Annotated in this window: 24 protein-coding genes; 18 read left to right on the forward strand and 6 right to left on the reverse strand. The window is 70.6% G+C overall.

Annotated features, from left to right (window positions below; all coding sequences use genetic code 11):
* Positions 1–9 precede the first annotated feature (9 nt).
* Positions 10–213, reverse strand: a complete 204-nt coding sequence (locus tag AB0B61_RS30835) for a hypothetical protein (protein ID WP_358439096.1) — start codon at positions 211–213, stop codon at positions 10–12.
* Positions 214–655: 442 nt separating this feature from the next.
* Here AB0B61_RS30835 and AB0B61_RS30840 point away from each other — a divergent pair, with 442 nt between their 5' ends.
* The 7 genes from AB0B61_RS30840 (at position 656) to AB0B61_RS30870 (ending at position 9,149) form a co-directional block, all read left to right on the forward strand.
* Positions 656–1,690, forward strand: a complete 1,035-nt coding sequence (locus tag AB0B61_RS30840; protein WP_358439098.1) for a LacI family DNA-binding transcriptional regulator — start codon at positions 656–658, stop codon at positions 1,688–1,690.
* A gap of 65 nt (positions 1,691–1,755) precedes the next feature.
* Positions 1,756–3,360: an FAD-dependent oxidoreductase gene (locus AB0B61_RS30845; protein WP_358439101.1), complete on the forward strand. Its 1,605-nt coding sequence runs from the start codon at positions 1,756–1,758 to the stop codon at positions 3,358–3,360.
* Positions 3,361–3,379: 19 nt separating this feature from the next.
* Positions 3,380–4,642 (forward strand): sugar ABC transporter substrate-binding protein, encoded by a 1,263-nt coding sequence (locus AB0B61_RS30850; protein WP_358439104.1) that lies wholly within the window; start codon positions 3,380–3,382, stop codon positions 4,640–4,642.
* A 1-nt stretch (position 4,643) separates the two neighbouring features.
* The gene (locus AB0B61_RS30855) at positions 4,644–5,585 is read left to right on the forward strand and encodes a sugar ABC transporter permease (RefSeq protein ID WP_358439106.1); all 942 of its coding nucleotides are present in this window, start codon (positions 4,644–4,646) and stop codon (positions 5,583–5,585) included.
* Complete coding sequence (locus tag AB0B61_RS30860; RefSeq protein WP_358439109.1) at positions 5,575–6,405, forward strand: carbohydrate ABC transporter permease; 831 nt, start codon at positions 5,575–5,577, stop codon at positions 6,403–6,405. Before AB0B61_RS30855 ends, AB0B61_RS30860 begins: the two co-directional genes overlap by 11 nt.
* Positions 6,406–6,407: 2 nt before the next feature.
* Positions 6,408–8,276, forward strand: coding sequence for a hypothetical protein (locus AB0B61_RS30865; protein ID WP_358439112.1), 1,869 nt, complete (start codon positions 6,408–6,410; stop codon positions 8,274–8,276).
* Positions 8,277–8,351: 75 nt separating this feature from the next.
* The gene (locus AB0B61_RS30870; protein WP_358439115.1) at positions 8,352–9,149 is read left to right on the forward strand and encodes a GNAT family N-acetyltransferase; all 798 of its coding nucleotides are present in this window, start codon (positions 8,352–8,354) and stop codon (positions 9,147–9,149) included.
* Between the two features lie 50 nt (positions 9,150–9,199).
* Here the strand turns inward: AB0B61_RS30870 and AB0B61_RS30875 are convergent, their stop codons facing one another.
* Entirely contained in the window at positions 9,200–9,487 is a 288-nt protein-coding gene (locus AB0B61_RS30875) for a hypothetical protein (RefSeq protein WP_358439118.1), read from the reverse strand.
* A 185-nt stretch (positions 9,488–9,672) separates the two neighbouring features.
* Here AB0B61_RS30875 and AB0B61_RS30880 point away from each other — a divergent pair, with 185 nt between their 5' ends.
* Entirely contained in the window at positions 9,673–10,620 is a 948-nt protein-coding gene (locus AB0B61_RS30880) for an EamA family transporter (RefSeq protein ID WP_358439120.1), read from the forward strand.
* Between the two features lie 28 nt (positions 10,621–10,648).
* Entirely contained in the window at positions 10,649–11,929 is a 1,281-nt protein-coding gene (locus tag AB0B61_RS30885) for a PLP-dependent aminotransferase family protein (protein WP_358439123.1), read from the forward strand.
* 38 nt (positions 11,930–11,967) lie between these two features.
* On the opposite strand, the gene AB0B61_RS30890 is transcribed toward AB0B61_RS30885, so the two are convergent.
* Positions 11,968–12,888 carry a M23 family metallopeptidase gene (locus AB0B61_RS30890; protein ID WP_358439125.1) on the reverse strand — a complete coding sequence of 307 codons (921 nt, stop codon included), beginning with the start codon at positions 12,886–12,888 and terminating at the stop codon, positions 11,968–11,970.
* A 225-nt stretch (positions 12,889–13,113) separates the two neighbouring features.
* Positions 13,114–14,079 carry a DMT family transporter gene (locus AB0B61_RS30895; RefSeq protein ID WP_358439128.1) on the reverse strand — a complete coding sequence of 322 codons (966 nt, stop codon included), beginning with the start codon at positions 14,077–14,079 and terminating at the stop codon, positions 13,114–13,116.
* 138 nt (positions 14,080–14,217) lie between these two features.
* Here AB0B61_RS30895 and AB0B61_RS30900 point away from each other — a divergent pair, with 138 nt between their 5' ends.
* Positions 14,218–15,063, forward strand: coding sequence for an AraC family transcriptional regulator (locus AB0B61_RS30900; protein ID WP_358439130.1), 846 nt, complete (start codon positions 14,218–14,220; stop codon positions 15,061–15,063).
* Here the strand turns inward: AB0B61_RS30900 and AB0B61_RS30905 are convergent, their stop codons facing one another.
* Positions 15,064–16,638: a thiamine pyrophosphate-binding protein gene (locus tag AB0B61_RS30905; RefSeq protein WP_358439133.1), complete on the reverse strand. Its 1,575-nt coding sequence runs from the start codon at positions 16,636–16,638 to the stop codon at positions 15,064–15,066.
* Positions 16,635–17,567: an agmatinase gene (speB, locus tag AB0B61_RS30910; RefSeq protein WP_358439136.1), complete on the reverse strand. Its 933-nt coding sequence runs from the start codon at positions 17,565–17,567 to the stop codon at positions 16,635–16,637. The genes AB0B61_RS30905 and speB overlap by 4 nt, the downstream gene beginning before the upstream one ends.
* A gap of 71 nt (positions 17,568–17,638) precedes the next feature.
* On the opposite strand from speB, the gene argH reads away from it, so the two are divergent.
* From argH to AB0B61_RS30950, 8 genes are read left to right on the forward strand one after another with little or no spacing between them, the layout of a single operon-like run.
* Positions 17,639–19,093, forward strand: a complete 1,455-nt coding sequence (gene argH, locus AB0B61_RS30915; RefSeq protein WP_358439139.1) for an argininosuccinate lyase — start codon at positions 17,639–17,641, stop codon at positions 19,091–19,093.
* A complete protein-coding gene (locus AB0B61_RS30920; protein ID WP_358439142.1) occupies positions 19,090–19,656 on the forward strand; it encodes an XRE family transcriptional regulator in 567 nt (188 codons plus the stop codon). Before argH ends, AB0B61_RS30920 begins: the two co-directional genes overlap by 4 nt.
* Before the next feature lie 10 nt (positions 19,657–19,666).
* The gene (locus AB0B61_RS30925; protein WP_358439145.1) at positions 19,667–20,488 is read left to right on the forward strand and encodes an amino acid ABC transporter permease; all 822 of its coding nucleotides are present in this window, start codon (positions 19,667–19,669) and stop codon (positions 20,486–20,488) included.
* Positions 20,485–21,237 (forward strand): amino acid ABC transporter ATP-binding protein, encoded by a 753-nt coding sequence (locus AB0B61_RS30930; RefSeq protein ID WP_358439148.1) that lies wholly within the window; start codon positions 20,485–20,487, stop codon positions 21,235–21,237. The genes AB0B61_RS30925 and AB0B61_RS30930 overlap by 4 nt, the downstream gene beginning before the upstream one ends.
* 9 nt (positions 21,238–21,246) lie before the next feature.
* Positions 21,247–22,101: an ABC transporter substrate-binding protein gene (locus AB0B61_RS30935; protein WP_358439151.1), complete on the forward strand. Its 855-nt coding sequence runs from the start codon at positions 21,247–21,249 to the stop codon at positions 22,099–22,101.
* Positions 22,098–22,919, forward strand: a complete 822-nt coding sequence (locus AB0B61_RS30940) for a polysaccharide deacetylase (RefSeq protein WP_358439154.1) — start codon at positions 22,098–22,100, stop codon at positions 22,917–22,919. Before AB0B61_RS30935 ends, AB0B61_RS30940 begins: the two co-directional genes overlap by 4 nt.
* A complete protein-coding gene (locus tag AB0B61_RS30945) occupies positions 22,903–23,742 on the forward strand; it encodes a polysaccharide deacetylase (protein ID WP_358439157.1) in 840 nt (279 codons plus the stop codon). The genes AB0B61_RS30940 and AB0B61_RS30945 overlap by 17 nt, the downstream gene beginning before the upstream one ends.
* On the forward strand, positions 23,739–25,067 hold the full coding sequence (locus tag AB0B61_RS30950; protein ID WP_358439159.1) for an MmgE/PrpD family protein: 1,329 nt from the start codon (positions 23,739–23,741) through the stop codon (positions 25,065–25,067). Before AB0B61_RS30945 ends, AB0B61_RS30950 begins: the two co-directional genes overlap by 4 nt.
* The last annotated feature ends 125 nt before the right edge of the window (positions 25,068–25,192 follow it).

Here is a 25,192-nt window from a genome sequence, read left to right on the forward strand (position 1 = left end):
CACGATGTATCAGTCCATCCAGTGGAACCAGGCATCGAACACGCTGTACGGCGGGCTGCCGAGGTTCGTTTCCACCCGCAGCCCGGCCTCTAACGGCAAGCTGAGGACCTGAGAACCGAGCAGGGCGACATCATGCCGATCGAGCGCCTGGCCGATCTGCCGAAACTCCTCCTCCCATCCCGGAGGAGCGGCATCTGTGACCAGCGACAGCATCGTGAACGCTCAACACAGGCATTCGGTCGAGATCGGCAACGACCCGTCGCAGGAACCCCTCAACAGAGGTGACTCCCCCGGCCCATGCTCCTTCCGTACTTGCCAGTTGATCGTTCGCGGCGCTCCGGAGAGCCGCCGGGTCGGTTGCCGGCTTCCTACTCACTCGTTCGCTCCTCGGTCCGTCCATCTGTCCGTTCGCCGCACAGTAGCTGGGACCGCCCGTCTGCTGGCGGCCAAAGGCGTCGAGGTTTACGGGCTCGGAAGGCCTGGTCAGATACCGTCGGCGGGTTTTGGCGGCGTTACTGGGTGTCGTCACGCCCGCGAAGCCCAGCGCTGCTGATAATACGGATTACTTCAGCTATTACCCCTTGACATCCTCTTATGTCCGGTTTCACAATGACCGAACTAATGCGCATTAGCAGGACGATGGGTGATACGCACAGTGACTGGTTCAGGGCGGCGTCTGACGCAGCAGGACATCGCGCGCATGACTGGAGTGAGCCAGACGACCGTGTCCCTGGTGCTCAATGGCAGGGCCGACGGCGAGGTGCGGATCTCGCCCGAAACCCGCGACCGAGTACTCCAAGTGATCAGGGAGACCGGATACGTGGCCGACCCGGCGGCGCGCGGGCTGGCCGAGCGGCGTAACCGCATCTACGGCGTGTTCACCTACGAGGCCGTCTTCCCGGCGGAAGGTGCTGATTTCTACCATCCGTTCCTGGTCGGCATCGAGGAGTGTGCCGAGGAGGCGGGCTGTGACCTGCTGCTGTTCACCAGTGCCAAGGTGGAGCAGGGTGAGCGGCGGCGGATCTTCAGCGGGGAGAGCCGGATTCGGCTGGCTGACGGGTGCGTCCTGCTCGGCCGGACGATCGACCCGGACGACCTGTCTCGGCTGCTGACCGACGGCATTCCGTTCGTCTCGGTCGGGCGCCGGGACGACGCCGGCGGGCCGGTGCCGTACGTCGGAGCGGACTACCCGCCGACCGTGCGTGCGCTGGTCGAGCGGGCGGCGGCGCTCGGGCACCGCCGGATGGCCTATGTCGGAGCGGGGAAGGGCGCGGAGTCCTTCGCCGACCGGCTGCGTGGTTTCACCGAAGGTGTGGCCGCGACCGGTGTCGAAGGGCTGCATCTGACCACCGCGGACGGGCTGTTCGACTCCGGTGCGACCGTGGTGTTCGCCGAGGAGCTGGCCGACGGCGTGGCCATCGTCGAGATGGCCCGGGCCCGTGGCCTGGACGTGCCGCGCGACCTGTCCATCCTCGCGCTGGGCGCCTCCACCAGGCCGGTGTCGACCGACATCGACTTCACCGGGTTCCGCATTCCCCGGCGGGAGATGGGGCGCAGGGCCGTCGAGTTGCTTACCGGGGTGCTGGAACGCGGTGGTGTTCCGCAGGAACTGCTGGCGTGCGAGCTGGTCGAAGGCTCCACCCTGGCCCCCGTACCTGACACAGACCGTACTTCTGGCCCCCGTACCTGACACAGACCGTACTTCTGGCCCCCGTACCTGACACAGACCGTACTTGAGGAGAGGTAAACCCCCACGTGGTTGAGATATCGGCAGACGCGCTCGTCGTCGGTGGCGGCCTGGGCGGCGTGGCCGCCGCGCTGGCCCTGCTGCGGGCCGGGCGCTCGGTGGTGCTCACCGAGGAGTACGACTGGCTGGGCGGGCAGCTCACCAGCCAGGCCGTACCCCCGGACGAGCACACCTGGGTGGAGCGGTTCGGCGTCACGGCGAGCTACCGCGCGCTGCGCGACGGCATCCGGCGCTACTACCGCGACCACTATCCGCTGACCGAGCGGGCGCGGGCGTGGCGGGAGCTGAACCCGGGCGCCGGGCACGTCAGCAAGTTGTGCCACGAGCCGAGGGTCGCCGTCGCGGTCATCGAGGCGATGCTGGCCCCGTACCGGGGGTCGGGCAGGTTACGCGTGCTGCAGCCGTACCGGCCGGTCGGGGCCGAGGTGGACGGCGACCGCGTCACGGCCGTGCGGCTCGCGCACCGCGACAGCGGCGACGAGATCACCGCGGTGGCGGCGTACGTGCTGGACGCCACCGAGACCGGCGAGCTGCTGCCGCTGGCCGGGGCCGAGTACGTGACCGGGTTCGAGTCGCAGGACGAGACCGGTGAGCCGAGCGCCCCGGCGACCGCGCAGCCGATGAACATGCAGGCCGTGTCCGTGTGCTTCGCGATCGACCACGTGGACGGCGACCACACCGTGGACAGGCCCGCCTCGTACGACTTCTGGCGCGCCTACCAGCCGCCCTTCTGGGGTGACCGGCTGCTGTCGTGGCGCTGCCCGAGCCCGCGGACGCTGGAGATCATGGAGCGTTCCTTCACCCCGAACCCGGGTGACGATCCCCGTCTGGTGGAGGCCGACCAGCGGGTCAATCCGGGCGACGGCAACCTGTGGACGTTCCGCAGGATCGCCGCCCGTGACAACTTCGTGCCCGGCACGTACGACAGCGACATCACGCTGGTCAACTGGCCGATGATCGACTACCTGGAAGGGCCGATCATCGACGTGCCGGACGCCGATCGGCACCTGGCGGCGGCCCGCGAGCTGTCGATGTCGGTGATGTACTGGCTGCAGACCGAGGCCCCCCGCCATGACGGCGGCACCGGCTACCCGGGCCTGCGGCTGCGCGGCGACGTCACCGGCAGCGCCGACGGGCTCGCCCAGGCCCCCTACATCCGCGAGTCCCGGCGCATCCGGGCCCTGACCACCGTCACCGAACAGGACCTGTCCGTGGCGGTACGCGGCGACAAGGGCGCCGCCTCCTATCACGACTCGGTGGGCGTGGGCATGTACCGCATCGACCTGCACCCCTCGACCGGCGGCGACAACTACATCGACGTCGCCTGCTCCCCGTTCGAGATCCCTCTCGGAGCGCTGATCCCGCAGCGGATGACCAACCTGCTGCCCGCCTCCAAGAACATCGGCACCACCCACATCACCAATGGCGCCTACCGTCTGCACCCGGTGGAGTGGAACGTCGGCGAGGCGGCCGGCGCGCTCGCCGCCTTCTGCCTGGACCAGGCCACCACGCCGCACGCCGTGCGCGCGGACGGGCGGCTCCTGGCCGACTATCAGCACCGGCTCGCCGGCGACGGCGTGGAGCTGCGCTGGCCCGACGTCACCGGTTACTGACGTATAAGGAGAATCCCCCATGAAAGCACCCGGGAAGCTGGCGGCCCTCACGCTGACCGCCCTCCTCACAGTCTCCGCCTGCGGCGGCGGTGACGCCGCGCCGGCCGCGAAGGGCCCCCAGCCGCTGCGCATGTCGATCTGGACCTCCAACGAGGCCCATCTGAAGCTGTTCAAGGACATCGCCGCCGAGTACCGCAAGTCCCACCCGCAGGTCGGCGAGATCACCTTCGACCCGATCCCGTTCGAGAACTACACCACCACGCTGACCACGCAGATCGCCGGCGGCAATCCCCCCGACCTGGCGTGGATCCTGGAGAACTCCGCCCCGGACTTCGTCGGCTCCGGCGCCCTCGTCCCGCTCAAGAGCAAGATCGAGAAAGCGGACGAGCTGGTCCCCGCCGCCACCCGGCTGTGGGAGCGCGACGGCGAGCTGTACGCCTACCCGTTCTCCACCTCGCCCTTCGGCGTCTTCGTCAACACCGACCTGGTCAAGGCCGCGGGCCAGAAGTCGCCGCGCGAGCTGATCAAGGCCGGCCAGTGGGACTGGGAGCACGCCAACGAGATCAACAAGGCCGTCGCGGCGAAGGGCAAGAACGGTCTGACCATCCTCAACTTCGACTACAAGGCCTGGGACAACCTCGCCACCATCTGGCAGGGCTGGGGCGCCAAGGCGTGGAGCGACGACGGCGCCACCTGCCAGTTCAACGCTCCCGAGATGGTCGAAGCCATGACGTTCGTGCACAAGGCGATCTTCACCGACAAGTCCATGCCGGGGCCGGGCACCGCCGTCGACTTCTTCTCGGGCGACACCACGATGGCCGTGGCCCAGATCTCCCGCGCCGCCATGCTGAAGGACGCGACGTTCAAGTGGGACCTGGTGCCGCTGCCCGCCGGGCCGAAGGGCAAGTACGCCGTCATGGGCCAGGCCGGGATCGGCGTGCTGAAGAAGTCGCCGAGGGCCGAGCAGGCCACCGACTTCCTCGCCTACTTCGCCAACGCCGCCAACTCCGCCAAGCTCGCCGCGTACTTCCCGCCCGCGCGTAGCTCCCTGCTGAACGCCGACACCATGGCCAAGACCAGTCCCATGCTGAACAGCGACCAGCTCCAGGAAGTCGTGATCGACGGCATCGAGAAGGGCGTGGTCAAGCCCAGCCACACGGGGCAGGCCGAGCTGGCGCAGACCGCCAGAGCCGCGCTCGACCCGCTGTGGAAGCCGGACGCCGACGTCAAGGCGGTGCTGGACGGCGTGTGCGCGAAGATCCAGCCGTTGCTGGGCGGATGACGTGACGGTGACAGATCTCGGCAACCGGGTGGCCGAGCGCGCCGCCACCCGGCCCCGCCGCTTCTGGACCATCCCCCGGCGCGACGCCCTCGTCGGCTACCTGATGATCTCGCCGCAGCTCGTCGGAAGCGCGCTGTTCGTCCTGCTGCCGCTCGGCCTGGTCGTCTACTACAGCCTCCAGGAGTGGAACGTGCTGGCGGGCACGTTCGAGTTCGTCGGCGGCGACAACTACGCCAAGCTGCTCGCCGACCCGAAGATGGGACAGGTGCTGACCAGCACCGCGCTGTTCTCGGTCGGCCTGGTCGTGCTCAACCTCGCCCTCGCCCTGGCCCTGGCCATACTGCTGAACCAGCGGCTGCGCGGCACCACGTTCTTCCGGACGGTGTTCTTCTCGCCGGTGCTGGTGTCGCTGGTCGCCTGGACCATCGTCTGGCAGTTCCTGCTCCAGCAGGACGGCGGCATCAACGGCGTGCTCGGCGTGGCGGGCGTGGACGGTCCCAACTGGCTGCGCGGCGAGACCACCGCCCTGCTGTCGGTCGTCGTCGTCCAGGTCGTCAAGAACGTCGGGCTCAACATGGTCCTGTTCCTGGCCGCGCTCCAAGGGGTGCCGCGCCAGCTGTACGAGGCGGCGGAGCTCGACGGCGCCGGCGCCTGGACCCGGTTCCGGCGCATCACGGTGCCCCTGATCAGCCCGACGATCCTGCTCACCTCGATCGTCACCGTGGTCGGCTCGCTGCAGGTCTTCGCCCAGATCGCCGTGCTCACCCAGGGCGGGCCAGGTATGTCCACCACCGTCCTCGTCTACTACCTGTACCAGCAGGCCTTCCAGTTCCGGCACCTCGGCTACGGCGCCACCCTGTCGGTCCTGCTGTTCCTGATCGTCGCGGCGCTGACGTTGCTGCAGTGGCGGCTGCGCCGGAAGTGGGTCTTCCATGAGTCGTAGGGTCAAGCTCGCGTTGTACGCGCTGCTGTGCGTGTTGTGCGTGCCGTTCGTCTTCCCCACCTGGTGGATGGTCACCTCGTCGGTGAAGCCGATCAGCGACATCTTCGCCTTCCCACCCGCGCTGGTGCCCTCCAGGTTTGACTTCTCCACCTATGGCCGGGTCTTCGAGCTGCAGCCGTTCGGGCAGCAGTACCTCAACAGCCTCTACATCGCCGCGGTGGTGACCGTCGGCACGATGGCGGTGGCCGCGATGGCCGGCTACGCCTTCGCCCGCGTCCGCTTCCCCGGCCAGAACGTGCTCTTCCTGGTCGTGCTCGTCGGCCTGCTGATCCCCAGCGAGGTGACGATCGTCCCGCTGTTCCAGATGTTCCACGGGCTGGGGATGACCGACACGCACTGGCCGCTGATCCTGGTGCCGATCCTGGGCGCGCCCAGCGTGCTGGCCACGTTCATCATGCGGCAGTTCTTCATCACGCTGCCCGGGGAGCTGGAGGAGGCCGCCAGGGTCGACGGGCTGGGCCGCTTCGGCACCTTCTGCCGGGTGGCGTTGCCGCTGGCCAGGCCGGCGCTCGGCGCCGTCGCCATCTTCACGTTCCTGCACTCGTGGAATCTGTACCTCGAACCGATCGTGTTCCTGTCGACTCCGTCGAAGTTCACGCTGCCGCAGGCGCTCACCCAGTTCGTCGACGCCTACGGCTCGCCCCTGTGGAACGTACAGCTGTCCGCCGCCACGATGACCGCCCTGCCCATCCTGGTCGTCTTCGTGCTGGCCCAACGGCAGTTCATCGAGGGGCTCGCGCACACCGGTCTGAAAGGCTGATCATGCTCTCTCGCCGCACCCTCCTCCGCGCCACCGCCTTGCTCCCCGTGGCCGCCACCCCCCTGCTCGTGCCCGGCACCTCGTTCGCGGCGGTTCCCGACCTGCCGCCGCTGTCCGCCCTGAATCGCGCGTCGTTCGCCCCCCAGGAGCAGCGCTTCGCGTCGTACCTGGCCACCCTCGCGCCCATGGTCAACGACATGGACGACAGCGGCTTCTTCGCCGGCGGCTGGTGGCGCTCGCCGGCGGCGTCGTACAACGCCCGCGTGCAGGAGCACGTCTTCACGCTGGCCTGGTTCTACGCCAACGCCCGCCCGTGGAACCCGTACGCCGGGAACGTGAACCTGCTGGCCGCGCTCGACGCGGCGCTCGGCCACTACCTGTCGCTCCAGCACCCCGACGGCTCCTTCCCCGAGTACAGCCGCAACGAGCACGGCCTGGCGCCCACCGGGTTCGGCATCGGCTACCTGGCCAAGACCCTGCGGATCCTGCGCGCGGCCAAGGTGCTGCCCACGAGGCAGACCCAGCTCACCGCCGCGTTGCACACGGCCATGACCTGGTTCCTGGACCCCGCCAACCACACCGTCTGGCAGGAACCCCTCGGCTACGCCAACCAGACCACCTCGGGCCTGGCCGGGGCCGCGCTCGCGCTCAAGCTCGACCCCGACCCCGCGCTGGCCAGGGGCCTGACCGAGGCGTTCCCCCGGCTCGCCGCGACCGGTCTGAGCACCGTCGGCTTCTTCCACGAGAAGGGGGGCCACGACATGAACTACAACTTCGAGGTCATGCTCCCCGAGATGGCCGACGCCCACCAGCAGACCTCGGACCCGAACCTGGTGAACATGGCCCGCGCCTTCACCGGCTTCCTGTCCTACAACCTGCTGCGCGAGCCCGACGGCGCCGGGTACATGGTCAACGTCGCCCCCTCCACCCGCACCAGCGCCCGCTGGTACGACGAGGTCCGGCCCGACCCCGACAGGACCGCGCTCAACTGGACGTTCATCCGCCAGGTGCCGCTGCTGTCGGCCTTCCTGACCGCCCGCGAGGACCTCGCCGAGGCCCGCGCCGCCTGGGCCAGGTCCACCGAGCCGGTGACGCCGCTCGCCAAGCAGGACACCTCACCGCGCATCCTCACCCACGGCCTCTACGGCGAGGGGTTCCCCACCAGACGGCAGCGGGCCGCCGCCATCGCGGACCTGCCGTACCTGCGCTCCGACAACTTCGTCGAACTGCGCAAGGACCGCGGCCAGGACTTCCTGTACGTCCGCAAGCCCGGCCTGTACCTGGGCGGCTACTTCGGCGAGCGCGCCTCCCTCGCCCGCACCGGCCTGACCTTCCTGTGGCACCCCGAAGCCGGCACGATCATCTGCGGGCTCAACGACAACAACTACGCCTGCTGGGCCACCGTCTTCCCCGGCCAGGCACCCGACTCCAACGGCCCCCTGCCCGCCACCTACTTCCACGGCGCCCCCGGTGGCAAGGAGTGGACCGGCGGCCCGCCCCCCGCCGCCTTGGGCATCCGCTACGCCAACGCGAACGTCACCACGGACGTCCTGGTCACCCGCCGGACGATCCGGCGCACGGTCAAGGCGAACGCCGCCGCCACCGAGCAGGTCCCCCTCGTCCTCCATCCCACGGACGTCCTCACCTTCACCGACGGCACACAGGCCGCGTTCGGCGGCTCGACCACGGCCACCGCCGACGGCTTCGACATCCGCCGGGGCCGCACCACGATCCGTTTCCGCTGGGGCACCGCGCTGGAGGCGACCGTCGCGGCCGGCAGCGTGCGGTACTTCCGCGACGGCGCCCGCCGCTTCCACGCCCTCCGCATCCCGCACCAGGGCACGTTCGACCTCACGGTCATCGTGGGATGACGCGGCTGACGGGCCGGGGTGCTCCGGCCCGTCCGCCAATGACCGGCGTTCTAAAGTGAGCCGGATGGAGAACGTGTGATTCGGGCCGCGACAGCCGATGACCTGCCCGCCGTGCGGAAGGTCGCCAAGAGGTTCGGCCTGCTGGCCGGGTGGTCTGGTACGCCCGATTTCCTCAACGCCGAGCGCTCTTTCGGCACGCTCCTCCTCGCCGCCGACGAGGCCGGTGGAGCGCTCGGCTTCGGTGGCACACTCCGCCGTGGCGCCGTCACCCACCTGGGCGATCTGTTCGTGCTGCCCGAGCATCAGTCCTCAGGGGTGGGCCGGACCCTGCTCACGCAGTTGCTCTCCGGAAACGGGCCGAAGGTGACGTTCTCCTCGTCCGACCCGCGCGCCATGGCCCTCTACGTCCGGTACGGGCTGCGTCCCTGGACCCCGCTGCTCTACCTGACCGGCCCGACCACGGGACTGCCGACGCCACCAGTGCGGCGAGCGAGCGCGGACGACATCGCGGCGCTGGACGCCCGGGCCTCCGGAGGGGTACGGCGCGCCACCCTGGCCTGGTACGCCGCTCTGCCGGGCGTCACCATGTACGCGACGGACCGAGGTTACGCCGCCTGCCTGACCGGCCACGATGTCGTCATCGGCCCAGGCGGCGGGGCGACCCCGCAAGACTGCGCGGACGCGGTGCTCGGCGCCCTCGCCGCCACCCAGGCGCGCACCGCCCGGATCGCGGTTCCGGGGACGCATCCTCTCGTGCCCACGTTGCTCGGCGCCGGCTGGCGCATCGCGGACATGGACACGTTGATGGCCGACGACGCGGGCCTCGAACTGATCCAGCCGGACCGCTACGTTCCCCATCCGGACCTCGGCTGAATCGCACGTTCGAGGACCGGCTCGGGCAGGCAGGGTCTGGGCGCTGCTGCTCAGTGATCGGTGGCCCCGCACGGGCCCGCTGAAACACCGAGTTCTACCAGGTCACCGGCCGCGCGAGCGGCGGCGGCGTCAGTGATGGCGACCGCGGCGTCCAGTCCCCGCCGCAGGTAGGGCCAGGCGATGCTGGACCGGGTGCCACAGTTCAGCCCGGCCATGGTGGTGTGGCCGGTGGTGAGGCTGACAGGTTCGCCACAGGTGAGACTCTCGATGACGACGAGCCCCGGCGCCATGGCACCTGCGGCGGCGATCTGCTCGTCGATTTCGACGTTTTCTGGCACGTCCTCAGCCTGCGGCTCGCGTCGATCATCAGCCCAGCGAATGTGGAAATCGGACCTCTGTCTCAGACTGGAATCGGCCCTGTCCAGCTGTCCAATCCGCCGGGAGCATGGCTCATGTACTCCCTATGACTCCTGAGAGAGGACGAGACCATGGGACGGACCCTCCAGTTGGGTGGTGAGCTCTGATGCCGACGGCCATCCTGCTCGCCCTGGCCGCCGCCGCCCTGTACGGCGCCTCGGACTTCCTCGGTGGGCTGCTGTCGCGCCGTACCCACTACGCGCTGGTCGGGCTCGTCGGGCAGTCCGCCGCCGCGATCGGCGGCCTGGCCGCCGCCCTCGCCGTCAGTGCTCAGCTCAGCGTGAGCGCGATCAGCTGGGGGATCGGCGCCGGGCTCGGCGGAGCGGTCGGGACGCTGGCCCTCTATCGCGGCCTGTCCCGGGGACGGATGAACGTGGCCGGGCCGCTGTCGGCCGTCGGCGCGGCCGGTCTGCCCATCCCGGTCGATCTGCTGTCCGGCGGGGAGTTCACGACGCTCGCGGTCCTCGGCGTCGGTCTGGCCATCCCCGGAATCTGGCTGGTCGCCGCGCAGCCGGGCAAGCGCGCTGGTGGCGGTGGTGGCGGGGTGGCCGAGGGGCTGCTGGCCGGGCTCGGCTTCGCGGCCCTGTTCGTCTGCCTCGGCCGGGCGGGGGACACAGCGGGGTTGTGGCCGGTGGCCGCGAGCCAGCTGTCCGCCGTCGTCGTCCTGGCCGTCTTCGCGCTGACCAGCCGTCGGGGCCAGCCCGCGCGGGCGGCCCAACCCGTCGGCGCGGCCCAGCCCGTCGGCGCGGCCCAGCCCGTCGGCGCGGCGCGGATCGCCGACGCGGCCCAGGCCACCGAGGCAACACCCACCGCCGGAGCGGCGCGGGTGCCGTGGGCGGCGGTCTGGACTGGAGTTCTGGGAGTGGGCGCGACCGTCTCGTACTTCCTGGCCACCCGCGAGGCGACACTCACCGTCTCGGCCGTCATCACCTCCCTCTACCCTGCCTTCACGGTCGCCCTGGCCGCCCTGGTGCTGCGGGAGCGGACCAGCCTGGCGCACGCCGCGGGACTGCTGTTGTGCGCGGCCTCCGTCGGCGCTTTCGCCGCCGGTTGAGGCCCCAGCCCCCGCTACGCTGCGACGGGTGAGCGCGGTGAACTCGACCCTGGTGCACGACCTGCTCGTGGAGCTGGACCGGACCGGCGCCACGCCGCTGCACCGGCAGATCGAGGCAGCCCTGCGCGACGCCATCCGCGCGGGCCGGCTGCGCCACGGCGCCTCGCTCCCCGCCTCGCGCCGGCTCGCCACCGAACTCGGCGTCTCCCGAGGCGTCGTCGTGAACGCCTACGACCAACTCCTCGCCGAGGGCTACCTCACCAGCACGCCCGGCTCCTACACGCGGGTGGCCGCCGTACGGGGTCAGGCGGCCGAATTGCCCACGCCGCCGCAGGCCGCCGGCCCGCGGATCGACTTCGGGTACGGCCGCATCGACCCGGCCAGCTTCCCCCGCGCGGCCTGGTTGCGCTCGCTGAGGCGGGTGCTGACCGACGCGCCGCACAGCCGGCTCAACTACCCCGACGGGTACGGGATGCCCGAGCTGCGCACGGCCCTGGCCGACTACCTCAACCGCGGCCGCAGCACTTCCGCCGACCCCGCGCAGGTGCTCATCACCAGCGGCTACGGGCAGGCGGTCGCACTGATCACGAGTGTGCTCGCCGGCCGCGGCGCGCGCCGGGTCGCGGTGGAGGACCCGTCGTCGGACGACGTACGGCTGCTCGCGCAGGCGCACGGGCTGGACGTCGTCCCCCTGCCGGTGACCGGCGAGGGCATCGAGCCGGCCGCCCTGGAGCGCGCGGACGCCGATCTGGTCGTCCTCACCCCTTCGCACCAGTGGCCGCTCGGTGGCGTGCTGCCGGCCCAGGCGAGGACGGAGGTGGTCCGGTGGGCCCGAGGCCGTGGCGCGGTCGTCGTGGAGGACGACTACGACGCCGAGGCCAAGCTGCTGGCCGATCGCGGCTCGCCGGCCATCGAACAGCTCGCCTTCGCCGACTTCCTCGTACGCGGCGAGCTCGACCGACACCTGCGCCGGATGCGCCCCGTCTACCGGCGCCGCCGCGACGTCCTGCTCGCCCGGCTCGCCGAGTCCCTGCCCGGCTTCGAGCCCACCGGGGTGGCGGCCGGGCTGCACGTCGTGGTCTGGCTCCCGGACGGTGTGCGCGAGGCCGACGTGGTGGCCGCCGCCGCCGGTCACGGCGTCCGCGTCGCCGGCGTCGGGCCGTACCGGCTGGCCGGGCCAGGACGGCAGGGGCTGATCCTCGGCTACGGCGGCCTGGCCGAGGGCCGAATCGTCGAAGGGGTGGCGGCGCTGGCGGCCGCCGTGCGTACCCTCACCGCACGTCAAAGGCCACTACCCGTGATGGGGTAGTGGCCCTCGACAGAACGTTTCAGCGACCGGCCATCAGGTTAGTCGCAGTGCTCGAAGCCGCTGGTGTACGTGCTGCTGCCGATCGAGCCGCCCCACTTGACGCACTTCCCGGGCGCGCTGCGCTTGACCGGTCCCGCGTAGTACTCGAAGCTGCCCGAGTCGGTCGTCCTGGTCACCCCTTGCGGCTCCAGGAAGGCCGACACCGCCGACGCCGTGCCGAGGCTCGTCGTCTTCATCGTCACGACGCAGTTGTTGGAGTTGCCCGCGTTGTACAGCAGGTAGGTGCGGCCACCGGTCAGGGCGGCCGAGTCGATGACCGTGAACCCGCTGCCGCAGACGCTCTCGGGGGTGTTGGGGTTGGGGTTGGGGTTGCCGCCGCCGCCGCAACCGTTGGTGCTCTTGATGGCCTTCTTCTGGCCCAACGACACGGTCACGCCCTCCACCGTCGGGCTGGTGTCCATCGCGCCGCCGGAGGTCCGCTGTTCGTAGTGCAGGTGCGGAGCTTTGGAGCCACCCGTCGAGCCGACGGTGCCGATCGTGGTGCCCTGGCCGACGCTCATGGTGGCGCCGGCGGACTTCACCATGGTCGCGAGGTGGGCGTACCGGGTTCTGGTGCCGTCGCTGTGACGGATCTCCACCCACTTGCCGTAGCTGGTGTTTCCCGCGTTGTAGAACGTCGCGGTGCCGGCGGCGGTGGCCCGTACGGTCTCACCGTTGATGGTGTCGCTGCCATAGTTCTGCCAGTCGATGGAGCCCGCGGGGTTGTGGGTGGGGGTCCAGTTGTTGGCGTTGAAGGTCTTCCCACAGTTGAACGGGCTCTTGTGGGACACGGCCAGGGCGCTGGTGCTCTGTGCCGAGGCGGCCTGGGGAATCAACGTCGCCGCCGCGAAAGTGACCGACGCGGCAAGGACGGCGAATCTAAGGGTCTTCGGCCAGGTGGGCCTGCCGGTTGCGAGCATGCTCACTTCTTTCTGAACAGGTGCGTATGGGGGGAGACGCTTAGGCGCTCAGTTCCTTGATGCCGAGAGCCCTGTGGGGACAGGACTACGTCGGCGACATGGTGATCCCGTTCTATCGGAAGGGAAGGCCGCCTACAGGGCGAACCCGAAGGAGAAGTTAATCGAGGGGCCGCATATCACTCGCATATGCCACGCATATCGGCGCGGCGTCGCCATCCGATGCGATCACGAGGTGGGCTGCCGAGCGGCGGTGTCAGGTCGCCGCGCCCGGAGCCTGCCCTGCGTGACGGCGAGGACCGCGCCGACGAGGAGCACGGCCGCTCCCGTGGCCTGCACCGTATCGAAGGATTCCCCCAGGAACACGGCCGAGCACGCGGTTCCGACGACGGGCACGACGAACATCATGATCGACGCCGACGCGGGACCCACGGCGTGAATGCCCCGGTAGTAGAGCAGGTTCGCCACCGCGGTCGGGCCGAGCGCCACGAAGACCACGTTCAGCCAGACGTAGGCGGGCACATCGGGCCAGGCGACCTCGGTGGCCGCCGGCGCACTGTAGATCGCCAGCAGCACCGCCCCGCTCAGCGTCGCGTACGTCGTCGCCTTGAGCGGCTCGATGCCGGCCAGCACGCGGCGGCCGGACAGCGTGAACGCCGCCCAGCAGCAGGCGCTGAGCAGGAACAGCAGATCACCGATGAGCCGGGCCTGGCCCGCGCCCGCGACTCCGGCCGAACCCGCGAAGAAGATCAGCGCGCCGACCGCTCCGGTCGCCAACCCGGCCACCCGCGCGACCGACGCGTTCTCCTTCCGCGTGATCAGCAGAAAGGTGGTGGTCAGTACGGGACTCATGACCGGGACGATGATGCTTCCGTCGATCGCCGGCGCGAGGGACAGCCCCCAGAAGAAGAGCAGGTTGTAGACGAAGACCCCGATCACGCCCGCCCCGGCGGCCCGTGCCCAGTCCCGCGGCGACGAGCGCCGGCGGGCATCGCCGCGCTGCCGGGTCAACCGCAGAGCGATCAGGAGTGCCAGGGCTCCACCGCCGAAACGCAGCGTCGCGACCACGGAGTGGGGCAGGTGATCCACGATCACCTTGGAGCTGCTGAAGCCGCTTCCCCACAACAGCATCGTCATGGACAGCAGCAGGTAGGGCCGGGTCCGGCCCGCGCCACTCGTTTCCGTGTCTGCCATGGGGAACCTTCCGCGACGCGATCTTTCCGCGCCCTGGGGCCGAGGAGGCGGGCGCGACAGCAGCGACCATCCTGTGCTCCAGACGATGGGCAGGTCTTGTACGCTCGTGCGCCGCGACCGGAACGAGGTGATGACGAGATGACCGGCAGGGGCCATACGGCCCGGGAGTGGACCAGCTACTGGCGCTCGGCCGAGATGCCGCTGGAGGCCATGTACGCGCGCTTCCTCAGCCACCGCTATCACCGCCACAGCCACGAGACCTACTCCTTCGGTGTCACCGAGCAGGGCGCGCAGACCTTCACCTGCCGCGGCGCCGGGCATACGAGCGCGGCCGGGATGGTCATGGTGTTCAACCCCGACGAGGTCCACGACGGGCACGCGGCCCATGAGCTGGGGTTCACCTATCGGATCGTGCACATCGGTCAGGAGCTGATCACCGACGTCCTCGCCGACGTGAGTCAGCGCCCCGCCGGACTGCCGCTGTTCGCCAGCCCGGTCCTCAACTCTCCCGCGCTCGCGACGCGGCTACGCGGCCTGCACACCGCGCTGCTGGGCGGCGCCGACCCGCTCGAGCGCGACGAACTGCTCTCCGGCACGATCGCCGCCCTCGTACGCCTTACCGCCCGTAGACCCCCCGAACCACCCACCACCCCCCGCGCGGCCACTGCCGCATATCTCGCCGCGAAGGCACGCGAGCTGATCCACGACTGCTACACCGAGCCGATCAACGCCGACGACCTCGCGGCATGGACCGGCTCCAGCCGGTACGCCGTCTATCGGGCCTTCCGCGCGACCTACGGGCTGGCGCCCAGCGACTACCAGCGCCAACTGCGCCTGCGTGCCGCCCGCCGCCTGCTCGCCCGGGGACGGCCCGCCGCCCGGGTCGCGAGCGAGGTCGGATTCACCGACCAGGCCCATCTCACTCGCTGGTTCACCCGCTCGTACGGCGTCACGCCCGCCCAATACCGGCTGGCGAGAGCCTGATCAGGTACTGGCGAACATGCGAGGTCCGGCGCGCAGGATCACGACGTTCGGGCCCGGCTCGGCCAGGGCATCGCCGAGCTCGTCAGCCAGGGACGCGGGGGTGGCGACGCGGGCGGGGACCCCGAACGACGCGGCCAGGGCGGCGAAGTCCGGCCTGACCAGTTCGGTGCCGGTAGGGGTGCCGAACGCGCCGGTCATGTACTCGCGCAGGATGCCGTAGCCCCCGTCGTCGACGATCAGCCAGGTGACGTCCAGGTCGTGCTGGCGCATGGTGGCCAGTTCCGCCAGGCCGTACATCGCGCCGCCGTCGCCCGAGATCGCGAGCGCGCGCTGTCCCGAGGCCGCCGCGCCTACTGCGGCGGGCAGTGCGTACCCGAGGCCGCCCGCGCCCTGCGCCGACCACATGTGGCCGGGGAAGGCCGACCACGCCCAGTAGGTGAGGATGGTCATGTCCCAGAACGACAGCGCGTCGGACGGGATCGACTCCAGGAGCGCGAACTCCTGCTCGTGGCCGCTGAGCCGCTCGCGCACCCGCCGCAGCACGTCCGCCACGGCCGCTTCCGCGCGCCCGTCCCCTTCCCTGGGCCGCACCGCCTCGGCGAGCGCGCCCAGCGTCGCCTTGGCGTCGGCGTGTACGGCGAGCGAACCGCTCGTGTTGGCCTCCAGCTTGCCGGGGTCGGCCTCGATGTGGATGACGCGGCCCCGCGGGCGCATCGTGTGGTAGTTGCTGGACAGCTCCCCCAGCCCCGAACCGGCGACCAGCAGCACGTCCGCCTCTTCGAGGAACTCGGTGACGAAGCGGTCCTCCAGCCACGACTGCAGCGACAGCGGGTGCTCGCGGGGGAAGGCGCCCTTCGCGGCGAACGTGGTGGCCACCGGGGCGCGCAGCCGCTCGGCCAAGGCGAGGAGCTCCGGCCCCGCCCCGGACAGCGCGACCCCGCCGCCGGCCAGGATGACGGGGTTCGACGCGGCGTCGAGCGCCTGTACGGCCTGCCGTACCAGCTCGGCACGGGGTTGCGGGGTGCGCGGACGCACGCTCAGGTCGGTCACCACCGGGATGTCCGTCGGCGCGAGCAGGATGTCCTGCGGGATCTCCACCCACGCGGGACCTTGTGGCACGCTGAGCGCCGCCTCCCAGGCCAGGGCCAGGGCGGAGGGGATCTGTGAAGCCGCCCGTACGACCTGCACCGAGGTGGCCACGCCCCGGAAGGAGGCCGCCTGGTCGGGCAGCTCGTGGAGGTAGCCCTTCCTGCGGCCGCCCAGCCCGTCGGAGGGGATCTGGCTGGAGATGCCGACCACCGGCGCGCAGGCCAGCCGCGACTCCATCAGGGCGGGCAGGGTCGCCAGCGCGCCGGGGCCGGTGGAGACCATGAACGGGGTCACGGTCCCGGTGGCCCGGGCATGGCCGTCGGCGGCGAAGGCGACGCCCAGTTCGGTGCGGCAGCCGACGTAGCGCAGCGGCGAGCGGCGCAGCGCGTCGAACATGGCGAGCGCGTGCTGACCGGGCTCGCCGAACACGGTCGTGGCGCCGAGCGCGACCAGGGTCTCGGCGACCAGGTCTCCCCCGGTCCTCATGCCCGCTTCCCCAGCGCGAACAGGCTGATCAGGTCGTAGGCGACGTGCGCCGCCGCGACCGAGGTGATCTCGGCGTGGTCGTAGGCGGGGGCCACCTCCACCACATCGGCGCCGACCAGGTTGCAGCCCGACAGCCCGCGCAGGATCTCCAGCAGCTCGCGGCTGGTCAGGCCGCCCGCCTCCGGGGTGCCCGTGCCCGGAGCGTGGGCGGGGTCGAGCGCGTCGATGTCGACGGAGATGTAGAGCGGGCGGTCGCCGATCCGCTGGCGCAGAGCCTCGGCGATCTCGTCGGGGCCGCGTCGCATGACGTCGGCCGAGGTGACGATGCCGAAGCCGAGCCTGCGGTCCTCGTCCAGGTCGGCCTTGCCGTACAGCGGCCCTCTGATGCCGACATGGCTGAGCGCCTCGGTGTCGAGGATGCCCTCCTCCACCGCGCGGCGGAACGGCGTGCCGTGGGTGTATTCGGCGCCGAAGTAGGTGTCCCAGGTGTCCAGGTGGGCGTCGAAGTGCAGCAGCGCCACCGGCCCGTGCTTGCGGTGTACGTCACGCAGGAGCGGCAGCGCGATGGTGTGGTCGCCGCCGATGGTGACGAGCTTGGCGTCGAACTCCCCGGCGGCCTGCTCGATCGTGTCGATGGCCTGGCCGATGTCGAACGGGTTGCACGCGATGTCCCCGGCGTCGGCGACCTGGAGGTCGGCGAACGGCGAGACGTCCAGCGCCGGGTTGTAGGGCCTGATCAGCTTGCTGCCCTGACGCACCGCGGCCGGGCCGAAACGGGCGCCGGGACGGTAGGAGACCCCGCTGTCGAACGGCACGCCCACGATCGCGACATCGGCCCGCTCCACCTGGTCGATGCGGGGCAGCCGGGCATAGGTGTCGGGCCCCGCGAAGCGTGGCACCTGCGAGGCGTCGACGGGTCCCTGAGACATGAAACTCCCCCTGTGAACAGCACGTTTCCCGACAAAAGCAGCTATTGACACCCTTGGCGACGCAGACCACTATGTCGGAAAACCTCGTTTACCGGAAGGCAACCGCGTTGTCCGAAAAGCTCTGGGGTGGACGCTTCCGCTCGCCCGCCGACCCGTCCCTGCTCGCCCTGTCCCGCTCGCCCGACAGCTACTTCCGCATGTCGGCCTACGATCTGGCGGGCTCGCGCTCCCACGTCCGTGAGCTGCTCAGGGCCGAGATCGTCGACGAGGCCGAGGCGGCGCGGCTGCTGGCGGAGATCGACACGCTGGACGAGGACGTACGCGCCGGGCGCGTCGGCCCGAACGACTCCGACGAGGACGTGCACACCTTCCTGGAGCGGGTCCTGGTCGAGCGGCTGGGCGAGGTGGGCGGCAAGCTGCGCGCCGGCCGCTCGCGCAACGACCAGACGGCCAACGACCTGCGGTTGTACCTGCGCGATCACGCCAGGAAGCTGGTCTTGGCGCTGGCCGAGCTGCAGGACAGCCTGGTGGAGCAGGCACGCGCGCACATCCGTACCGCGGCGCCCGGCTTCACCCACCTGCAGCCCGCCCAGCCGATCGTGTTCGGGCACCAGTTGCTGGCCCACGCGCAGGCGTTCGCCCGCGACGCCGACCGGCTCGCGGACTGGGACCGGCGCACCGCCCGCTCCCCGCTGGGCTCGGCGGCGCTGGCCGGGTCGGCGATAGCCGTACATCCGGAGCTGTCGGCCGCGGAGCTGGGCTATGACGGGCCGTGCGAGAACTCCATCGACGCCGTCGCCAGCCGCGACCACGTGGCCGAGTTCCTGTTCGCCGCCTCGATGCTGGGGGTGAACCTGTCGCGGCTGTCCGAGGAGATCTGCACCTGGGCCTCGCGCCAGTTCCGCTGGGTGGAGCTGCACGACTCCTTCGCCACCGGCAGCTCGATCATGCCGCAGAAGAAGAACCCCGACATCGCCGAGCTCACCCGGGGCAAGGCAGGCCGCCTGCTCGGCAACCTCAACGGCCTGATGGCCACGCTGAAGGCGATGCCGCTGGCCTACAACCGGGACCTGGCCGAGGACAAGGCGGCCGTCTTCGACACCGTGGACACCCTGGTGATCGTGCTGCCCGCCATGGCCGGACTGGTGCGCACGCTGTCGGTGAACGTCGACGAGCTGCGCAGGCAGGCGACCGAGGGCTTCACACTGGCCACCGAGGCGGCCGACTGGCTCTCGCGGCGCGGCGTGCCGTTCAGCGAGGCCCACGAGATCACCGGCGTGCTCGTGCGAACGTGCGAGGACAAGGGCCTGGACCTGCACGAACTGTCGGACGCGGAGCTGGCCGCGGTGGACGCGCGGCTGACGCCGGACGTGCGCCCGCACCTCACCGTCGAGGCGGCCCTCGCCGCGCGCGGCGGCTACGGCGCCACCTCCCCCGACCGGGTCCTCGAGCAGATCGACCGCCTCACCGACGTGCTGGCGCGGCAGCGCGCCTGGGCCCGCGACTACCAGGGCCCCGCGACGTGATCTCGATTCCGGACTCGCCCGGGCTCGGCCCGCGGGCCCGTGAACTGCGGCGCCGGCGCCGGCTCAGCCTCACCGAGGTGGCCGAGCGGGCCAGGCTCACCAAGGGCTTCCTGTCCAGGTTCGAGCGCGGCCAGGTGTCCATCTCGGTCGCCTCCTTACTGCGCCTGTGCGAGGCGCTCGACCTGGACGTGGGCGACCTGTTCGGCGGCTCGGCGGGGCGGCTGGTCAGGTTCGAGAGCCGGGCCAGGCTGGAGTTCGGCGGCAGCGGCATGACCGAGTACCAGCTGACGCCGAAGGACGAGAGCAGGCTGCTGGTCCTGCTCAGCGAGATCGAGCCGGGCGGCGGGTCGGGCCGCGAGCCGTACACGCTTCCCGTCGACATCGAGTTCGTGCACGTCCTCAAGGGGCTGTTCACGATCGAGGCCGCGGGCGAGCGGGTCGAGATGTGCGAGGGCGACTCGTTCCTGTTCCCCGGCGACACCCCCCACACCTTCACCAACCCCGGCGATGAGGTCGCCCGAGTCCTGTGGGTGCTGTCACCCGCTCTGACCTCTCGCTCCTGAGGAGATCCCCATGTCCACAGATGTCGCCCACCTGCCCCGGGTGGCGCGCAAGCACTACGGCCGCTATGTGGCGGCGATCCTCGTGGTGGCCGCCCTCGTGGCGATCGTCGTCTCGTTCGCCGGCGGGCAGATCGAGTGGAGCGTGGTCGGGCAGTACCTGACCGCGGAGGCCATCCTGACCGGTGTGGTCAACACCATCGTGATGGCCGTGCTCGCCATGATCGTCGGGGTGGCGCTGGGCGTGCTGTTCGCGGTGATGCGGATGTCGCAGAACCCCGTCACCCGCGCCGTCTCGGCCCTCTACACGTGGATCTTCCGTGGCACGCCGCAGTTGCTGCAGCTGTTCCTCTGGTTCAACCTGGCGCTGGTCTTCCCCTACTTCGTCATCCCCGGCATCGTCGAGGCGCGCACGGTCGACCTGATGACCCCGTTCGTCGCCGCGCTGCTCGGGCTGGGCATCTGCCAGGGCGCCTACACCTCCGAGGTGGTACGCGGCGGCATCCTCTCGGTCGACCAGGGGCAGACCGAGGCCGCGCAGGCGATCGGGATGACGCGCTTCCAGACGATGCGCAGGATCGTGCTGCCGCAGGCCATGCGGGTCATCCTGCCGCCGATCGGCAACGAGTTCATCAGCATGGTGAAGCTCACGTCGCTGGCCAGCGCGATCCAGTACCAGGAGGTGCTGCACAGCGCCCAGAACATCTACTACGCCAACAACCGCGTCATGGAGCTGCTGTTCGTGGCGACGTTCTGGTACCTGATCGTGGTCACCATCCTCAGTCTGGGCCAGCTGGTCGTCGAGCGCCGCTTCTCCCGAGGGGTGAGGAAATGATCAAGGCGGTCGACGTCCACAAGCGTTTCGGCGCCCACCACGTGCTCAAGGGCATCTCGCTGGAGGTGGCCGCGGGCGAGGTGCTGTGCGTCATCGGGCCGTCCGGCTCGGGCAAGAGCACGTTCCTGCGCTGCGTCAACCAGCTGGAGACGATCGACGAGGGCGCCGCCTGGGTCGATGGCGAGCTGCTCGGGTGGACGGAGCGCGACGGGAAGTTGCACCAGCTCAGCGACGCCCAGATCGCCCGGCAGCGGCGGCCGATCGGGATGGTGTTCCAGCGCTTCAACCTGTTCCCGCACATGACCGCGCTGGAGAACGTGGTCGAGGGCCCGATCAGGGTGCTGCGCGAATCGCGCGACACCGCCAGGACCCGCGCGCTGGAGCTGCTGGAACGGGTGGGGCTGAAGGACAAGGCCGGCGCCTACCCCTCGACCCTGTCCGGCGGGCAGCAGCAGCGGGTCGCGATCGCCCGCGCGCTGGCCATGCGGCCGCGGCTGATGCTGTTCGACGAGCCCACCTCGGCACTCGACCCGGAGCTGGTCGGCGAGGTGCTGGCGGTCATGCGCGACCTGGCCGCCTCCGGCATGACCATGGTCGTCGTCACCCACGAGCTGGGGTTCGCCAAAGAGGTCGCGAACCAGGTCGTGTTCATGGACGACGGCCGCGTCATCGAGACCGGGAGCCCCGACCAGGTCCTGGTCAACCCCACTCACGAGCGTACGAAAACCTTCCTCTCAGCGGTTCTCTAGGAGTTCACCTTGTCTTATCCCAATCGGTCTCGTCCCATCCTCCTCCTCGCCTGCCTCGCCGTCGCCGCGACCGCCTGCACCGCGCAGGCGCCGAAGGACCTCAAGGCCGAATCGAGCGGCGGGCTCCCGCCGAAGATCGCCGAGTCCAAGACCGTGGTGGTCGGCAACGTGCCCAACTACCCGCCGCTGGAGTTCAAGGACCCCTCGACCAACCAGCTCACCGGCTTCGACATCGACCTCGGCAACGCCATCGGCAAGCAGCTCGGCGTCACCTTCAAGTGGCAAGAGACGTCCTTCGAGCAGTTGCAGAGCGCGGTCACCACCGGGCGGATCGACATGATCCTCTCGGGGATGAGCGACCTGCCCGAGCGCCGCAAGACGCTCGACCTCGTCGGCTACATGAGCTCGGGCGCGCAGTTCTTCTCCACGACCAAGGTCGCCGATCCGAAGGACCTGTGCGGCAAGACCGTAGGCGCCAGCCGCCGTACGTCCTTCCCTGACGAGATCAAGAAGTGGAGCGAGCAGAACTGCGCCAGTAAGCCGATCAAGGTCGTCGGTACGGAGGGCTCCGCGGACGCGCGTACCCAGCTCACCCAGGGCCGGCTCGACGCCGCCGTGCAGGGCAGCGAGACCCTGCCCTACATCGCCAAGCAGGACCCCGGCAAGTTCAACGTCGTCGGCGACCCGTTCACCGAGGTCAACCAGGGCATGGGATTCGGCAAGCAGGACACCCGCCTGCGCGACGCGGTCATCAAGGCACTCGGCGCCCTGCAGAAGGACGGCACCTACGAGCAGCTGCTCGACAAGTGGGGTCTCAAGGACAACGCCATCAAGCAGGTCACCCTCAACGGCTCGCCCGCGTGAGTCGCTGGCCGTACCAGAAGAAGTCGTGCGTGTCGCTGGCCTTCGACCTCGACGGGCCGACGGGGGCGGCCATGCTGGACGGCAGCATTTGGGCCAAGCCCGAATACTTCACGCTCGGTTCGTACGGGCCGTGGCGGGCGCTGCCCAGGATCCTCGACCTGCTGGACGCCTTCGAGCTGCCGGCCACCTTCTACACGCCCGCCTGGGTGGTGGAGACCTGGCCGGAGCGGTGCCGGATGATCGTGGAGCGCGGGCACGAGATGGCGCACCACGGCTACCGGCACGAGCCGTACTACGGCAAGACCGAGGCCGAGCAGCGCGAGATCCTCACCCGCGGCCAGGCCATATTCAAGGACGTACTCGGCGTCGAGGCGGTCGGCTTCCGTACGCCGTCGGGTGACTGGTCGCCGGTGACCGCGCGGATCCTGGCCGAGGAGGGGTTCCGCTACTCCAGCTCGATGCGCGGCGACGACCGCCCCTACCTGCACCCGGGCGGGCTGGTGGAGATCCCGGTCCGCTGGGACATGGACGACTACGCCTATCTCGCCTACACCCGCCGCCCCGACTACCCGGCCGGGCTGGATCGCATCGCGGGCTACGGCTCGACGCTCGACAACTACAAGCGCGAGTTCGACGGCTACCACGCGGAGGGGCTGTGCCTGAGCACGCTGTGGCATCCCAAGGTGTCCGGCAAGCCGGGCCGGATCCTGCTGCTGGAGCGGCTGTTCGAGCACATGCGCGCGCACGACGACGTCTGGTTCGCCACCGGCGTGGACGTGGCCACCTGGTGGAAGGAACAGCATGACCTGGCCGGATGACGCGCGCTGCGCCGTACTGATCACCGTCGATCTCGACGCCGAGCTGGCGATCCTGGCCGCCGACCCGAGCACCCGCGACCGCGTCAAGACCCTGTCCGTCGGCCGGTACGGCGCGACCCGCGGCGTCGAGCGGCTGCTCGGCGCGCTGGACGGGGTGCCGGCGACGTGGTTCGTGCCCGGCCTGCACGCGGGGCTGATCCGCGAGGTAGGGCAGGCCGGCCACGAGATCGCCAACCACGGCCACGCGCACGAGGACTTCGACCCGCTCGACCTCACCGGGCAGCTCGACGCGATCAGACGCGGCCAGGACGCGCTGGCGGAGGTGACCGGCTCGCTGCCGCGCGGCTTCCGCACGCCGATCGGCGAATGGAAGCCGGGGCTCGCGGCCGAGCTGCCCGCGCTCGGCATCGACTGGTCGTCCTCGTGGCGGGGCGACGACCTGCCGTACTTCCACCCCGCCGGCCTGGTGGAGATCCCGCTCCACCACGAGCTGGAGGACCACCCCTACTTCATGTTCAACCTCGACCCGCCCTTCCCCACCGGGCAGTCGCGCATCGCCCCCTACGCCGCCGTGCTGGAGAACTGGACCCAGGAGTTCGAGGCCTACCACCGCTTCGGCCTCTGCTACGTGCTGCGCCTGCAGCCCGAGGTGATCGGCACGCCCGGCCGCATCGGTCTCCTGCGCTCACTGCTGTCGGCCATGCGTGAGCGGCCCGGCGTGTGGTTCGCGACCGGCAGCCAGGTGGCCGACCACTGGCGCGCCACCCGTACGGGCAACGAACCCGGCCACCCCGCCGACGTCTTCGCGGAGCTGACCTCGTGACACCACCCCTCCCGCCCGTCCTCCCGCCCGTCCTCCCGCCCGCTCTCCCGCTCGCCGACCTCGTCGCCAAGCCCCCGCCGCTGCCACCCGAGGTGGTCGAGCGGGCCAAGCGGCACCTCCTCGACACGCTGGGCGCCGCCCTGGCCGGGGCCGCCGCCCCCGCTCCCGGCCTGGCCGGGCCCGGACCCGCACCCGTCTGGGGGACCGGGCTGACCGTGGCGCCGCGCGACGCGGCGCTGCTCAACGGCGTCGCCGCGCACGCGCTCGAGCTCGACGACACCGGCGGCTGCGATCATTCGGGGGCCGTGGTGGTGCCCGCCGCGCTGGCCTGCCTCAGCCTCGCCGACCGTCCGGTCAGCGGCGCCGAGCTGCTGGAGGCGATCGTCCTGGGGTACGACGTGGCGCGCCGCGCGCTGGAGGCGTGTGGCGGTTACGCCGCGCACAACGAGGCCGGCTGGCACTCGACGGGCACCTGCGGCACGTTCGGCGCGGCGGCGGCGAGCGCGCGGCTGCTGGAGCTGGACAGCGAGCGGGCCGCCCACGCGCTAGGGCTGGCGGCCAGCTTCTCCGGCGGCCTGTGGGCCTTCGTGCACGACGGCGCGGCGAGCAAGCGGCTGCACGCGGGCCGCGCCGCCGAGGGCGGCCTGACCGCCGCGCTGCTGGCCGCGTCCGGCACGAGCGGCCCCGGCCGGATCTTCGACGACGTATGGGGCGGCTTCCTGCGGACGTACGCGGGCACCGACGCCGACCCCGGCGCGCTGACCCGCGACCTCGGCACGGTGTGGCGGATCTCGCGCTGCTCCATCAAGCCGTACGCGTCCTGCCGCAGCACCCACTCCGCCATCGACGCGATCGGCGGCCTGGACCTGCACGCCGGCGAGATCGCCCGCATCAACGTACGCCTGAGCCCGCTCGTGGCCGGCATGTGCGGCGGCCGCGACGTCACCACCCTCTCCCGCGCACAGCTGAGCCTGCCGTACGGCATCGCGGCCAGAATCCTGTACGGCGACGCCGACCTGGCCGCCTACGCCCCCGAACGGCGAGGCGACCCTCGGGCCGCCGCGCTCATGAACCTCATCGACCTGGAGGTGGACCCGGAGATGGGCGGCATCGACGAGCCGACCCTGACCGTCACCACGACCTCGGGTGCCGTCCGGCGGGCCAGGGTGAACGATCCGCTCGGTACCCCCACCAACCCGCTCTCCGACGAGCGACTGCTCGCCAAGTTCCACGGCCTCGCACCGGGCCGGGAGCGCCTGGTGGATCAGGTCATGACTCTCGACACCCACCCGGACGCGCGGCGCCTTCTCTCGCTCCTGTCATGATTTCCCCATACATTGCCGTATAGCGAAATGGGCCTCTTTATCGAGCCCGTAACGCCTGACCAGGCCAGAATCGAGCGCCGGGCCTACCAGACATACGGCAAGGGGTCCGCGACTGTCTCCTGTTG

The organism is Nonomuraea sp. NPDC049158 (assembly GCF_040648335.1).
Lineage (GTDB): Bacteria > Actinomycetota > Actinomycetes > Streptosporangiales > Streptosporangiaceae > Nonomuraea.